Below are 14,282 nucleotides of genomic sequence, written 5' to 3'. Positions count from 1 at the left end.
TATATCATAAGACAGTTAGGAATAATAATACATAGGTCAGTTGACATATTACTTACGCAGTAGTAAGAAAAAATGTCTAGTAGCAGTAAAAGAAGAAGTAGTAAATTCCTAAGTGATATATCTTAACTTAAGAAATATGGAGAGTGGTAAATTTGGATAAGAAAGTAGGATTTTTAGGCTGTGGAAATATGGCTCAGGCTATTATAGGAGGAATAATAAGATCTAAATTAGTAAATTGTGATAACGTTGCTGCTAGTGGTGTTCGTGAGGAACAGTTAAGAAAGATAAAAGAGAAATATGGTATCAGAGCTACTGATGATAATAAAGAACTGGCTCAGTTTTCTGATATATTGTTTTTAGCAGTAAAACCAGAAAAATACGAAATTGTAGCAGAAGAAATAAAAGAAGCTATAAAAGATGAAATCATCATAGTAACAATGGCACCAGGAATAAGTACTAAGGATATGGAAGTTTTCTTTGATAAAAAGATAAAAGTTGTTAGAACAATGCCAAATACTCCTGCACTTGTAGGCGAGGGTATGACAGCAGTATGCCATAATGATGAGATATGCAAGGAGGAGTTGGAACAGGTTATTAAAATTCTGGAGAGCTTTGGAAAGGTTCAGATAATAGATGAAAAACTTATGGATGTAATTCCTGCTGTAAGTGGTTCATCCCCTGCCTATGTGTATATGTTTATCGAAGCTTTAGCAGAAGGCGGTGTTCTAAGAGGATTGACTTGGGATCAAGCATATAAGTTAGCAGCTCAGGCTGTACTAGGTTCAGCAAAAATGGTATTAGAAACAGGGGAGCATCCAGCTGTATTGAGAGATAAGGTTTGTTCTCCTGGAGGAACTACTATAGCTTCAGTATATAGTCTTGAGAAAAATAATTTTAAGGGAACTATTATAGAGGCTATGGAGAAATGCACTGAAAAGATAATTGATATGTCTAAAAATAAATAAAGAAAAGCTGAATATCTTTAATATATTTCAATTCAAAAGGAAAAAATAAAAAAAAGTAGGTTCATAATAAATTAGAATATATAGTAAGATTTGAAATTAATAACATTAAGTCTTTGAAAGGGGCAGAGTAATGGAACTAGGGAATATTTATAACGGGTTTAAATTATTAGAAGAGAACAATATTGATGAAATTAATTCTACAGGTATGTTGTTTGAACATGAGAAAACAGGAGCTAAACTATTTTACTTAAAGAATGATGATGATAACAAGGTGTTTTCTATAAGCTTTAGAACACCGCCTACGGATAGTACAGGGGTACCGCATATACTAGAGCACTCTGTACTTTGTGGATCAAGAAAGTTTCCTGTGAAGGAACCCTTTGTAGAGCTAGTAAAAGGTTCTTTAAATACCTTTTTAAATGCTTTTACGTTCCCGGATAAAACTATGTATCCAGTAGCAAGCACGAATGACAAGGACTTCAAAAATTTGATGGATGTATATTTAGATGCTGTTTTCTATCCAAACATATATAAGTATCCGGAGATTATGATGCAGGAAGGATGGCATTATGATTTGCAGGATAAGGATGGAGAACTTACCTATAAGGGTGTAGTTTATAACGAAATGAAGGGAGCTTTCTCATCTCCAGAATCAATACTGTTTAGAAAAATATCAGAATCACTTTTCCCAGATACTCAATATGGAGTTGAATCCGGTGGAGATCCTGATGTTATACCAGAGTTAACGCAGCAGCAGTTTCTAGATTTTCACAAAAGATACTATCACCCATCTAATAGTTATATATATCTGTACGGTAATATAGATATATCAGAAAAATTAAAGTTTATAGATGAAGAGTATCTAAATAATTTTGAAAAGATTCAGGTGGATTCTCAATTAAACATTCAAAAACCTTTTGAAAAGCAGAGAGAGGTAATTATAGAATATCCTATATCTAGTACTGAAAAGGAAGAAGATAAGACATTTTTAAGTATGAACTTTGCAGTTGGAAAAGCAACAGATGATGAATTGTACTTAGCCTTTGATATTCTTGAACATCTTTTACTAGAGACACCATCATCACCACTTAAGAAGGCGTTAATCGATGCGAATATAGGTAAGGATGTTTTTGGGTCTTTTGAAGGTGGTATGCTTCAGCCTATGTTCAGTATTGTTGTAAAAAGTTCAAATGAAAAAGAAAAAGATAAGTTTAAGAGTATCATTACAGAAACTCTAACTAAGCTTGTTAAAGAGGGTATAGATAAAAAGCTCATAGAAGCTTCTATAAATATAAAGGAATTCAAACTAAGGGAAGCTGACTATCATGGATATCCTACAGGACTTATATATAGCATGAAGGCTATGGATAGCTGGCTTTATGATGAAAAGCCTTGGGAGCATTTAGCTTTTGAAAATATACTAAAGAAGATAAAAACTGCTTTAACTACAAATTACTTTGAAAGTATGATAGAAAAGTATTTACTTAATAATAATCATAGTTCAGTTCTTATTGTAAAACCTGCAAAGGGATTAGCAGAAAAGAAAGAAGCAGATTTAAAGAAAAGGTTAGAAGAATATAGAAAAAGTTTAAGTGATAAGGAAATTGAAGAAATTATAAATAATACTAAGCTGCTAGAAAAAAGACAGACTACTTCTGATTCTCCGGAGGAGTTAACAAAGATACCACTATTATCAATAAAGGATATTGATCCTAAGGCAAAGAGATTACCTTTAGAGGAGAAAGAGGAGCAGGGAATAAAGATACTTCACCACTCTGTATTTACTAATGGAATAGCCTATGTAAATATGTACTTTGATACACAGGGAGTTAACGAAGAACAAATACCTTATATATCACTATTAAGTACTATAATGGGTAAAGTAAGCACTGAAAAATATAATTATGAGGACTTAGCTAAAGAAATTAATATTAACACTGGTGGTATAAGACATACTGCTCAGGCTTATTATGAGACTGGTGATGCTGAGAAGTTTTACCCTAAGTTTGTAATAAGGTCTAAGGTTCTATTAGAAAATATATCAAAGCTATCACAGTTACTAGGTGAAATAATTAGCCATACTAGATTTGATGAACATAAACGCTTAAAAGAAATAATCCAGGAAACAAAATCACGTATGGAGATGATAATTTTTGATAGAGGTCATGTAGTAGCGGCAAATCATCTATTCTCATATTTTTCTCCAATAGGCAGGTATGAGGATATACTCAGTGGGTTGTCTTTCTATAAGTTTATTGTAGAATTAGAAAAAAACTTTGACGATAGGGTAGAAGAATTAGTTAAAAACCTACAAGAAGTGTCTAAAGTTATTTTCAATAAAAATAACTTGCTTTTAAGTGTTACTCTTGAAGAAAAAGACTACGAAGAATTTAATAAAAACTTTGGATCATTATACAGTGAGTTGGGAAATGAATATATAAAACCAACAGAATATAAATTCAAATTTGAAGCCAAAAATGAAGGCTTAATGACCTCGGGAAAGGTTCAGTATGTTGCTAAAGCTTATAACTTTATGAAGTTAGGATATTCTTATAATGGAAGTCTTCAGGTTCTAAGAGCTATAGCAAACTATGATTATCTATGGAATAGAGTACGTGTACAGGGAGGAGCATACGGTAGTTTTTCTTCCTTCCAAAGAAACGGTAATACCTTCTTTACTTCTTACCGTGATCCAAACTTAGATAATACACTAAAGGTTTACCAAGAAGCAGGGGATTACTTCAAGAAATTTGAGGCAGATGATAGACAGATGACTAAGTATATTATTGGAACTATATCAGATTTAGATTTTCCGTTAACTCCTTCAATGAAAGGTGAACGTGCAGCTGAAAACTATATAAAACATTTTACACATGAAGATATACAAAGAGAAAGAGAAGAGATATTAGCCACTAAGGTTGAAGATATACGCAAATTCGGAGATCTAGTTTCAGATGTAATGAGACAAAATTACCTATGTGTATTAGGAAATGAAGATAGAATCAAAGAAAATAAAGAACTCTTTAATGAATTAGTAACATTATTCGAGTAAAAAAATCCACAATGTGAATCTTTTTATATTCACATTGTGGATTTCTCTTTTTAATAAGTTAAATAGCGTGGCTACCAGAGGAATTCATATTCTTCAAGTCTTTTATCCATGCTCTTACGCTTTCTATTATTATAAATAAAACCATAATTATCAGCACGAAGGAAAGCACTGCTAGAAGCATCTTACCTTGTGGTAGGTAATTTTGGAATATATTTAGTAATGCTGCATCTACAGTTATTATAGTTATGATAACCATTGGTATTGCAGTAATAAGGCCGTATATAGGTTTGCTATGCCTTATTATAACTGTAGTGCCTATAGCAAAGGCTATAGCTGCAAGCATCTGGTTTGCTGTTCCAAATAGAGGCCATATAGTTGATACGTTTCCGGTATACAATAGATAGCCCCAACTAAAGGAAATTAATGCACTAAAGAGTACCATGTTAAATACTGAATTTTTATTTTCAAAAGGTTTATAAAACTTTCCGCATAAATCTTGAAGAAGATATCTTCCTATTCTAGTACCAGCGTCTATTGTAGTCAATATAAATAACGCTTCAAACATTATACAGAAGTGATACCAGTAGGACATTAAATGTTCAAGTCCTGGAATCTTATAGAATACATAGGACATACCTACAGCAAGAGATACCGCTCCACCAGGTCTACCGGCAAGGTTCTCACCAACCATTTGTGAAAGCATTGGAAGTTCACTAGGAACCATGCCAAGCTTAGCAAATACAGCAGGAGTTGAGTTTATAGCAAAATAATCAGCAGTTGGAAGACAAGTTGCTGCAATTAATGCCATCATTCCTACGAAGCATTCCAAAAGCATAGCACCAAAACCTATTGGAAGTATATCCTTTTCGCTTGAAATTAATTTAGGAGTTGTACCAGAACTTATTAATGCATGGAAGCCGGATAAAGCACCGCAGGCTATTGTTATAAATAGGAACGGGAATACTTTACCAGGGATAACAGGTCCGCCACCATGTATAAAACTAGTTACAGCTGGCATTTGAACAACTGGTCTAACAATCAATATACCAATAGCTAAGAAACCTACAACACCAAGCTTCATGTATGTGCTTAAATAGTCTCTAGGAAGTAGTAGTAGCCATACAGGAAGGGCTGCTGCACAAAAACCGTATAATGCTAGTATAATTGACATTTGTTTAGCATTAAAGGTTAAAAATGGAGCTAAGGCAGTATGTTGAATAAATGGTCCTAGTATAACGCCTAGTAGTATAAGAGCCATACCAATTACAGTAGCTTCAGCAATTTTACCAGGTCTTAAGAATTTTAAGTATAATCCAATTAGTATAGCAACTGGGATAGTGAATCCAACGGTGAAGGTACCCCAAGGACTGTTATAAAGTGAGTTAACAACTGGAAGTCCAAGACCAGCCATTGCAATTATTAATATAAATAGAACTGCAATTGATGTAACAAAGCCCATTTTTGCACCAAAATTTGCTCTAGCGATTTCAGCTATGGATTGTCCATCCTGTCTAACAGAAGCAAACAATAAAACCATATCGTGAACAGCACCAGCAAAAACACCACCGATTAAAATCCAAAGTGTACCTGGAAGGTAACCGTATTGTGCTGCAAGGACTGGTCCTATCAGTGGTCCAGCACCAGCTATAGCTGCGAAGTGGTGACCAAGGAGTACCCATTTGTTTGTAGGTACGTAATCTCGACCATCCTCATGAACTTTCGATGGAACTTCTCTAGTTTCATCAGTAACCAATACCTTTGCTGCTATAAATGCACCATAAAGTCTATAACCTAAAATTAAGACAAGAGCAGCTATTATTACAAGAACTATTGAATTCATAAAAAACCCCCCTTTAGTTATTAAGTAGAATATTCTAATAATTCTTACTATAATAATGATATTACTTTTGAAGGTAGCAAAATATATTTATTGGGTGATTAGGTAAAAAAAGGGGGTGAATGGTTAAATAGCTATTCCGTTTAGCAGTTATAAAAATCCCCCCTATACTTTCTGCGAAAGTATAGGGGGGATTTTAATTGTTAGAAATTAACTAAAAGGATAGATTTGTTTACTAAACTGCTTGGTTACTATTTTTAATGTTATTTGAAGATTGATTGCTAAGTTCTTTAATCCAAACCTTTACACTCTCCACAATAATTATAATCATCATTATTATAAGTACTCCGGAAAGACCTGCTAGTAGATTTTGATGTTTTGGTAAATAATTTGAGAATATATTAGTAACGATAGCCGTTAAAGTTGTTATAGCAACGAAAGTCATAGGAATTATAGTTATAGGAGCATATTTTTGCTTACCCATTTTAATCAGTACTGTTGTACTTATTGCAAAGGCTATAGTTGCAAGGGTCTGATTTGCTGTACCAAAAAGTGGCCATATCGTTGATATATTTCCTGTAAATAGCAGGTATCCCCAAGTAAAGGACATAAGTGCACTAAAGAATATTATATTAAACCAGGAATCTTTTCGAGCTAATGGTTTGTAAGCTTGACCGAATAAATCCTGTAATAGATATCTTCCTATTCTAGTACCAGAATCTATTGTAGTTAATATAAATAGAGCTTCAAACATTATGCAGAAATGGTACCAGTAAGCCATAAGTCCTTTGAACCCAGGAATTTTGTAGAAGATATAAGACATACCTACAGCAAGAGATACTGAACCACCAGGTCTTCCAGCAAGCTCTTCTCCAACCATTTGAGAGAGCATTGGCAATTCCTTTGGAATCATATTAAGTTTAGCAAATAAAGCAGGAGCTGAATTTATAGCAAAATAATCGGCAGTTGGAAGACAAGTTGCAGCGATTAGTGCCATTAAAGCTATAAAAGATTCAATAACCATTGAGCCAAAACCTATTGGAAGTATATCCTTTTCATTGGCAATGAGTTTTGGTGTTGTACCAGAGCTTATAAGAGCGTGGAAACCTGATAAAGCACCACAGGCTATTGTTATAAATAGGAATGGAAATACTTTACCTGGAACAATTGGGCCACCACCATGGACAAATTGAGTAACAGCAGGCATCTGAACTGTTGGCCGAACAATTACTATACCAACGGCAAGAGCACCTATAACTCCTAGTTTCATATATGTACTTAAGTAATCCCTAGGAAGTAGCAGTAGCCATACTGGAAGGGCTGCTGCACAGAAACCGTAAATAGCTAGTATAATTGATAACTGTTTAGCATTGAAAGTTAAGTAAGGAGCCAAAGCTGTGTGTTGAATATATGGTCCAACAATAACACCGAATAAAATTAATGCCATACCTATAATTGTAGATTCACCAATCTTACCAGGTCTTAAAAATCTTAGGTATATACCAATAAGCATAGCAACTGGAATTGTGAATCCAACAGTAAAGGTGCCCCAAGGGCTGTTATAAAGTGAGTTAACAACAGGAAGTCCGAGTCCTGCCATAGTAATTATTAGAATGAATATAACTGCTAAAGATGTTATGAGTCCCATTCTTTTGCCTAGATTGGCTTTAGCAATTTCAGCAATGGATTGTCCATCATGTCTAACTGATGCAAACAATAAAATCATATCGTGAACTGCACCAGCAACTACACCACCGATTAAAATCCAAAGTGTGCCTGGAAGGTAACCGTATTGTGCTGCAAGAACTGGTCCTATAAGTGGTCCAGCACCAGCTATAGCAGCGAAGTGATGTCCTAGTAACACCCATTTGTTTGTAGGCACGTAATCTCGACCATCCTCGTGAACTTTTGCGGGCACATCTCTAGATTCATCTAAAGCTAGAACCTTTGCTGCTATGAATGCACCGTAAAGTCTGTAACCTAAGCTTAATACAAGGGCAGCGATAATAACTAGAATGATAGAATTCATATAATTTCCCCCTTTTAAAATATTTATTGTATAAGATTTAGTAATTAAAAAAACAATGTAAATATTAAAATGATTTTTGGTATCGATTACGAATACTATAATACTATTTTATTATCTGTATATACACAAAAATGTGCTAAATAGGTAAAAGTCGACAATGAACAGCAGAAATTAATCCTTAATTAGCATTAAAAGAATATAATTATTTTAATATTTTTATTTTGTTATATAATATAATGTATAAAGAATATTTATAATTATAAAACAAGGGGGAGGGCTATTTGATTTATATACAAATGCTAGAGCGAATGGCACTGATTGCCCTAGCAGCATATATATATAATCAATCTCACATTTTTAAAAATCTAATTAAGGACGAATTAACAGTTACAGACAAAGTAGGGATGATTGTATTTTTTAGTTTGTTAGGAATAATAGGTACTTATACAGGTATAGAATTAGAGCCCTATGCAATAGCCAATACAAGACCAATTGGAGCAATAGTTGCTGGGTATGTAGGGGGCCCTATAGTAGGAGTAATTGTAGGGGCAATTTCAGGAACACACAGATACTTGCTGGGAGGGTTTACAGCTTTGGCCTGTGGTATAGCGGCAGTTGTTGAGGGGCTTACAGGAGCTCTAGCTAGGAAATATTCTAAGGATGGCGCTTTTAGCGTAAGAAGTGCTTTTATAGGTGGGATAGTTGCAGAGTGTATGCAGATGCTTATGCTTTTAATTTTTGCTAGGCCACTAGAAAGTGCAGTAAAGTTGGTAGGATTTATATCTCTACCTATGATTATTATAAATTCTTTTGGAGTTCTTATATTCATAAATATAATACAAAATGCCAGAAATGATTATAACAGGATTGGAGCGATACAAGCGCAAAAGGCACTAAACATTGCTAAGAGAACTATGGGACATATAAGAAAAGGTTTAAACAAGGATACTGCTGAAGAGGTAGCTAAAATTATATATGAAATATCAGATATTAAAGGAGTCTTTATAGGAGATAAAACTGGCCTTCTTGCATACTATGGAGAGGAAGTAAACGAAGAAGCCTTAAAGGAAAATTTATATAGTTATTATAAACTGCCTAACTATAGGGTTATTAAGGTCAATAATCATAATAGACAAGCATTATTTGTTTGTACACCTTTTTTAGTATCTGGTGATAAGTTTGAAGGTCTAATAGGATTAAGGGTAAAGTCAGAGAAGAATATAGACTTATATTTTTGGGAGTTCGCAAAAGCATTAAGTGAGTTGCTATCTACTCAATTAGAGCTATATAAGTTGAATAAGTTAGCTCAGGAGGCGTCAACGGCAAAATTTAAAGCGTTAAGAGCGCAAATAGAACCTCATTTCTTATTTAATGCATTAAATACAATAGCATCATTTTGTAGAACTAGCCCTACTAGAGCAAGAGAGCTAATAATAGATCTTTCTAATTATTTTAGACAAACGCTAAAAAAGCAAGAGGATTTTGTTGCTCTTAAAGATGAACTTGAATTTATCCAATCTTATTTATCCATTGAAAAGGCAAGGTTTGGAGAAAGACTTCAGCTAATTGTGGATATACCAGAGGATATGATGAATATGATAATACCATCTTTTGTGTTGCAGCCAATTATAGAGAATTCTATTAAACATGGAATACTCCCTAAGCCAGAAGGGGGGAGTGTTTATGTCAAGGCATGTTATGTGAAACAAGACATATCAATTTCTGTTGAGGATACAGGAGTTGGAATGAGTGAAGAAAAATTAAAAGAAGTTATAAATGAATGGCCAGGCATAGGCCTCAAAAATGTAAATGAGAGACTAAAACTTTTATATGGGGAAAGATATGAAGTAAAAATAGTTACAGCCTTAAATAAAGGAACAAAGGTTAGTTTTTCATTACCGAAGGAGGATAAGTAATTGGTTAATAAATTAAGGGTAATTATTGTTGAAGATGAGCTGCCAGCGGCAGAGGAACTTAAATTTATTATATCTCAGTATGATTTTATTCATGTGGAAGGAGTTGCACATGATGGACAAAAAGGGTTAGAGCTTATTAAAGAAAAGAAACCTAATGCTGTTTTCTTAGATATAAATATGCCGCTTCAGAACGGTATAAAATTAGCAGAAGAAATAAAAAGGTTTGATAACTCTATTGAGGTGATTTTTGTAACTGCTTATGAGGAGCACGCTATAAAAGCTTTTGAAGTAGATGCCTTAGATTATATTCTAAAACCTTTTGACGATAAAAGAATAGCAGTTACAATAGATAGGCTTATTAGCAAACTCAACGTTAAAAAAGTGGATCAGGATAACATTCCGAATATAATAAATGAAATAATAAACAAAATAGATAGAGTAGAGAAATTAGTAAAAAAGATCCCCTGTGAAAGAAAAGGTAAAATTATATTAGTAGATGTAAAGGATATATATTTTTGTTTTATTGAGGATGAAAAGACCTATATTAAGACTAAAGCTGAACAATACTTAGTAGGATATACTCTTCATCAAATAGAGGAAAAAACTAACTTTTTTAGAGCCCATAGAAGTTATTTAGTGAATATGGATAACATTAGAGAGATGTATTCTTGGTTCAACGGTACTTATAAATTAGTAATGAATGATAATGAAAAATCAGAAGTGCCTATAAGCCGTAATAATGTTAAAAAGTTAAAGGAGCTGCTTGAAATCTAAATATCGTTGACAGTAGGTTTTAATGAAGATAATATAGTTCATATCTATAGGCTTACAAATTAGGAGGAATAATAAGATTATGGCGAATTTATTCACGGATAGGTTGCTAATACATGTTGAGGATATTGATGAACAGCACAGAAGGATATTTGAAATTGTGGAAGAATTTTATAGTGAATGTATGAATGGAAAGAATAAGGATAGGATATTAGAGATATTTAGAGTTTTAAAGGGTTCTCTTGAGGAGCACTTTAAAAGTGAAGAGGACTATATGGTTACATATAGTTATCCAGAATATGAAGTACATAAAGAAAGACATAATATTTTTATGTTAAAACTCCAAGCTTTAGATAGTGCATTTAAAGGAGGTTTTATACCTTTTACAAAACTGATGGAGGCAAATGAATTTTTTGCAGAGGGATTTGTAACACATATTTCAGATATAGACAGCAGGCTAGGTGAGTTTCTAAGAGATAAGCTATAACTATATATTCAGCTTACGGTTTAAGGTTTAATACATGAAAGAATGCTATAGTAGTATATTTAAGGAGGAGAATTAAATGGTGCTTGCTAATGTAAGTTTACAGGTGTTACCTGTTGTAGGTGAAGAAGAATTATATGGAGTGGTTGATAAGGTAATAGAATATATAGATTCAACCGGTGTAAAGTATGAAGTAGGAGCAATGGAAACCACAATGGAAGGAGATATTGATAAGCTCTTGGATATAGTTAAAATAGCACAACAGATATGCGTAGATAATGGTGCTGTAAGGGTGGTGTCTGTAGTAAAGATAGATTATAAACCAGAGGGAGTTACTATGGAAGAAAAAGTAGGTAAGTATAGAGGATAATAGTAGAATATATTTATAAAATATAAAATATTCAATGATCCTTTAATTAAATATGTATAAAATCCGTTGAAAAATAGTAGTTAATGGGTTAAAATCAGATTAGATTGTTATGTGGTGGTGAAACCATGAAAAGAGTTCTTGTAGTAAATGATTGCAGATTTGAAAGTATGATAATGAAAGATTTTTTAAGCGATATTGGATATAATGTACAAGTCACCAATGAATATGATACATTTATTCAGATAAAAGTTTTTCAGCCAGATATAATAATAGTGAATTTAATAATGAAAGATAACAGAGGAGATAGGTTAATTAATAATATAAAGAACAACTATCCGGGTATTCTATGTTTACTTTCATCCTGTGATTCTATAAAACTTCAAGATTTTATCCAAAGTAAGGTAGATGAGGTTATTCATACACCAGTAACCAGATCTAAGTTATCAGAGATTTTGGATGAAGCCTTGGACAAGTTTTATAGTAGACATGATGAGTATAAGAATATAGAAAAAGATTTTAAAGGATTAACTAGAGAAAACTTAAAAGAGAATAAAAATGAAAAAACTGCTTTAGTATTGAACGAAGAAACAAACGTCAAATTACCTAGTAAGTTTTTATTCTGCCCTTACTGTGGTGGAAAGTTTACGGAAGAAGTTACTAACTTTTTATTCTGCCCTTTCTGTGGACAAAAACTAAAATAAGAAAAATTTTTCATTATACTAAAAAACCTTGAAGTATGAATTGCTTCAAGGTTTTTTAACTTTTAACTAAATAAGAGTTTCCCACTGCTCATAAAGTTCATCTAACTTGGTTTGGGCGTCTGCTAATTGCTTATTTACATTCTCACTTTTTTCGGGACTTGAATAAACTTCTTCTAGACAAAGCTCATCTTGAAGTTTTGTTATTAACTCTTCTAAGTTTGAAATTTCTGTTTCTAAGTTTTTAACTTTAGATTTTTTTTCTTTCTCCGCTTTTTCTAGTTCTCTTTTCTTTCTCTTCTCATTTTGTATCTGAGTCTTAGTTTTGCCAGCGGCTTCCTCTTCCTCTTGATACCTAAGTGGGTTTTTTTTCTTCTCAACATAATAACTATAATTACCCAGATACTCTTTAACACCATCTATATCTAATTCATAGATTTTGTCGACAACTTTATTTAAAAAGTATCTATCATGAGATATTACGAGAACAGTACCATCATACCCTAAGATTGCATTCTCCAAGGCTTCACGGGAAACTATATCAAGATGGTTTGTAGGCTCATCCATTAATAAAAAGTTTGACTTTGAAAGAATGAGCTTTAAGAGATTAATTCTACATTTCTCTCCACCGCTTAAGGATGAAATTTTTTTAAATACATCATCTCCTGTAAAGAGGAAAGAAGCAAGGGCATTTCTAATTTCAGTAGTAGTTAATTCTGGAAAGTCGTCCCAGACCTCATCAATTACTGTTTTTTCTGAAGTCAAGTTGGATTGTTCCTGATCATAATATCCTATAAAAACATTTTTACCAAGTACGCTTATCCCCGTATTAGGCTCTATGTCATCCATTATTATTTTAAATAAAGTTGTTTTACCTCTACCATTTTCACCTATAAGAGCTGTTTTTTCTCCTTTTTTAATATCTATATCTAGATTATTAAAAAGAACTTTATCTCCAAAGCTTTTACTAAGGTTTTCTACATGTAAAACATCGTTTCCGCTTTTTATCTGAGTTTCAAAGACTACATTTTTAATTTTCCTTTCCTTATCCGGTGCCTTTATCCTTTCAATTTTATCTAAGGCCTTTTGTCTGCTTTCAGCAGCTCTTACACTCTTTTCTCTGTTGAAGGAACGGTATCTCTCTATTATTTCTTCCTGTCTTTTCAGTTCAGATTGTTGAATATTGTAAGCCTTTAATTGGATTTCATAATTTTTTTCTTTTAAGTCCAAGTAGGTAGTGTAATTGCCATTGTAGCAGTTAACATGTCCGTTTATAAGTTCTAATGTTTTAGAAGTAATTGCATCTAAGAAATATCTATCGTGAGATATAATCAAGATTGTACCTTTGTATGCTTTTAAGTATTCTTCTAACCATTCTATAGCATCTAAATCTAAGTGATTTGTAGGCTCATCTAATAGAAGAATATCTGGCTTGGTTAAAAGCAGCTTACATAGAGCTATTCTAGTTTTCTGACCTCCGCTCAGAATACTTATGGCCTTATTGTAATCATCTTCAGAAAAACCTAATCCTTTTAAGACTTTGCCTATTTCAGCTTTATAAGTATACCCTCCTCTATTTGTGTATAGTTCAGAGCAAGTAGTATAATCTTTAATTAATTTGTTGTGATAATCTTCTTTTTCAGGATCATAGGGTTCGTTCATTAAATTTTCTAGTTTTTTCAATTTGTTTTCTAAGTTCAATAGATCTTGAAATACAAGTAGTAGTTCATCATATATTGTGCTTGAAGAATCAAGAGATAAATGCTGTGCTAGGTAGCCTACGGTTTTATTTTTATCTATAAATAAATCTCCAGTATCTTGTTCCATTTGATTGGTAATGATTTTAAAAAGAGTAGATTTACCAGCGCCATTTGGACCTATTAAGCCTACTTTTTCCCCTTCATTTATATTAAAGGTCAAGTTTTCCAAGATAACATCTATTCCATAACTTTTTTTTATATCTTTACAACCTAAAATTATCATAAGTTTCACCTTCCTTAATCATTAATATTTTACTATGTAAGAGAAATTTTTTGTAGTGGAATTTAAGAATTTATCTTGGAATAATTTAGTACAAGCTCAGTTTATATGATATTAATTTCACTTTACAAGCAAAACAAAAAGTTACAATCAAGGCTAAAAAATGTAAAAAAATAAGTG

At 32.7% G+C, this 14,282-nt stretch carries 10 protein-coding genes; 7 read left to right on the top strand and 3 right to left on the bottom strand.

Features of this window, described 5'->3' with window-relative positions:
- Positions 1 to 152 precede the first annotated feature (152 nt).
- A complete protein-coding gene (gene proC, locus N4T77_RS07000; RefSeq protein ID WP_261671045.1) occupies positions 153 to 965 on the top strand; it encodes a pyrroline-5-carboxylate reductase in 813 nt (270 codons plus the stop codon).
- Between the two features lie 130 nt (positions 966 to 1,095).
- Positions 1,096 to 4,017, top strand: a complete 2,922-nt coding sequence (locus N4T77_RS06995; protein ID WP_261671044.1) for an insulinase family protein — start codon at positions 1,096 to 1,098, stop codon at positions 4,015 to 4,017.
- Positions 4,018 to 4,075: 58 nt separating this feature from the next.
- Here the strand turns inward: N4T77_RS06995 and N4T77_RS06990 are convergent, their stop codons facing one another.
- Together N4T77_RS06990 and N4T77_RS06985 are read right to left on the bottom strand one after the other, a co-directional pair.
- Complete coding sequence (locus N4T77_RS06990; RefSeq protein ID WP_261671043.1) at positions 4,076 to 5,857, bottom strand: carbon starvation protein A; 1,782 nt, start codon at positions 5,855 to 5,857, stop codon at positions 4,076 to 4,078.
- A 232-nt stretch (positions 5,858 to 6,089) separates the two neighbouring features.
- The gene (locus tag N4T77_RS06985; protein ID WP_261671042.1) at positions 6,090 to 7,883 is read right to left on the bottom strand and encodes a carbon starvation protein A; all 1,794 of its coding nucleotides are present in this window, start codon (positions 7,881 to 7,883) and stop codon (positions 6,090 to 6,092) included.
- A 281-nt stretch (positions 7,884 to 8,164) separates the two neighbouring features.
- On the opposite strand from N4T77_RS06985, the gene N4T77_RS06980 reads away from it, so the two are divergent.
- The 5 genes from N4T77_RS06980 (at position 8,165) to N4T77_RS06960 (ending at position 12,125) form a co-directional block, all read left to right on the top strand.
- On the top strand, positions 8,165 to 9,799 hold the full coding sequence (locus tag N4T77_RS06980; protein ID WP_261671041.1) for a LytS/YhcK type 5TM receptor domain-containing protein: 1,635 nt from the start codon (positions 8,165 to 8,167) through the stop codon (positions 9,797 to 9,799).
- On the top strand, positions 9,800 to 10,573 hold the full coding sequence (locus tag N4T77_RS06975) for a LytTR family DNA-binding domain-containing protein (protein WP_261671040.1): 774 nt from the start codon (positions 9,800 to 9,802) through the stop codon (positions 10,571 to 10,573).
- A 79-nt stretch (positions 10,574 to 10,652) separates the two neighbouring features.
- On the top strand, positions 10,653 to 11,057 hold the full coding sequence (locus N4T77_RS06970) for a bacteriohemerythrin (protein WP_261671039.1): 405 nt from the start codon (positions 10,653 to 10,655) through the stop codon (positions 11,055 to 11,057).
- Between the two features lie 76 nt (positions 11,058 to 11,133).
- On the top strand, positions 11,134 to 11,424 hold the full coding sequence (locus N4T77_RS06965) for a thiamine-binding protein (protein WP_261671038.1): 291 nt from the start codon (positions 11,134 to 11,136) through the stop codon (positions 11,422 to 11,424).
- 125 nt (positions 11,425 to 11,549) lie between these two features.
- The gene (locus tag N4T77_RS06960) at positions 11,550 to 12,125 is read left to right on the top strand and encodes a response regulator (protein ID WP_261671037.1); all 576 of its coding nucleotides are present in this window, start codon (positions 11,550 to 11,552) and stop codon (positions 12,123 to 12,125) included.
- A gap of 66 nt (positions 12,126 to 12,191) precedes the next feature.
- On the opposite strand, the gene abc-f is transcribed toward N4T77_RS06960, so the two are convergent.
- Positions 12,192 to 14,105, bottom strand: coding sequence for a ribosomal protection-like ABC-F family protein (abc-f, locus tag N4T77_RS06955; protein ID WP_261671036.1), 1,914 nt, complete (start codon positions 14,103 to 14,105; stop codon positions 12,192 to 12,194).
- Between the last annotated feature and the right edge of the window lie 177 nt (positions 14,106 to 14,282).

It is taken from the genome of Clostridium sp. CX1 (assembly GCF_025398335.1).
Classification (GTDB): Bacteria; Bacillota; Clostridia; order Clostridiales; family Clostridiaceae; genus Clostridium_AM; species Clostridium_AM tanneri.
Note: the sequence above shows the minus strand (reverse complement) of the source record. Positions and strands in the feature narration are given on the sequence as shown.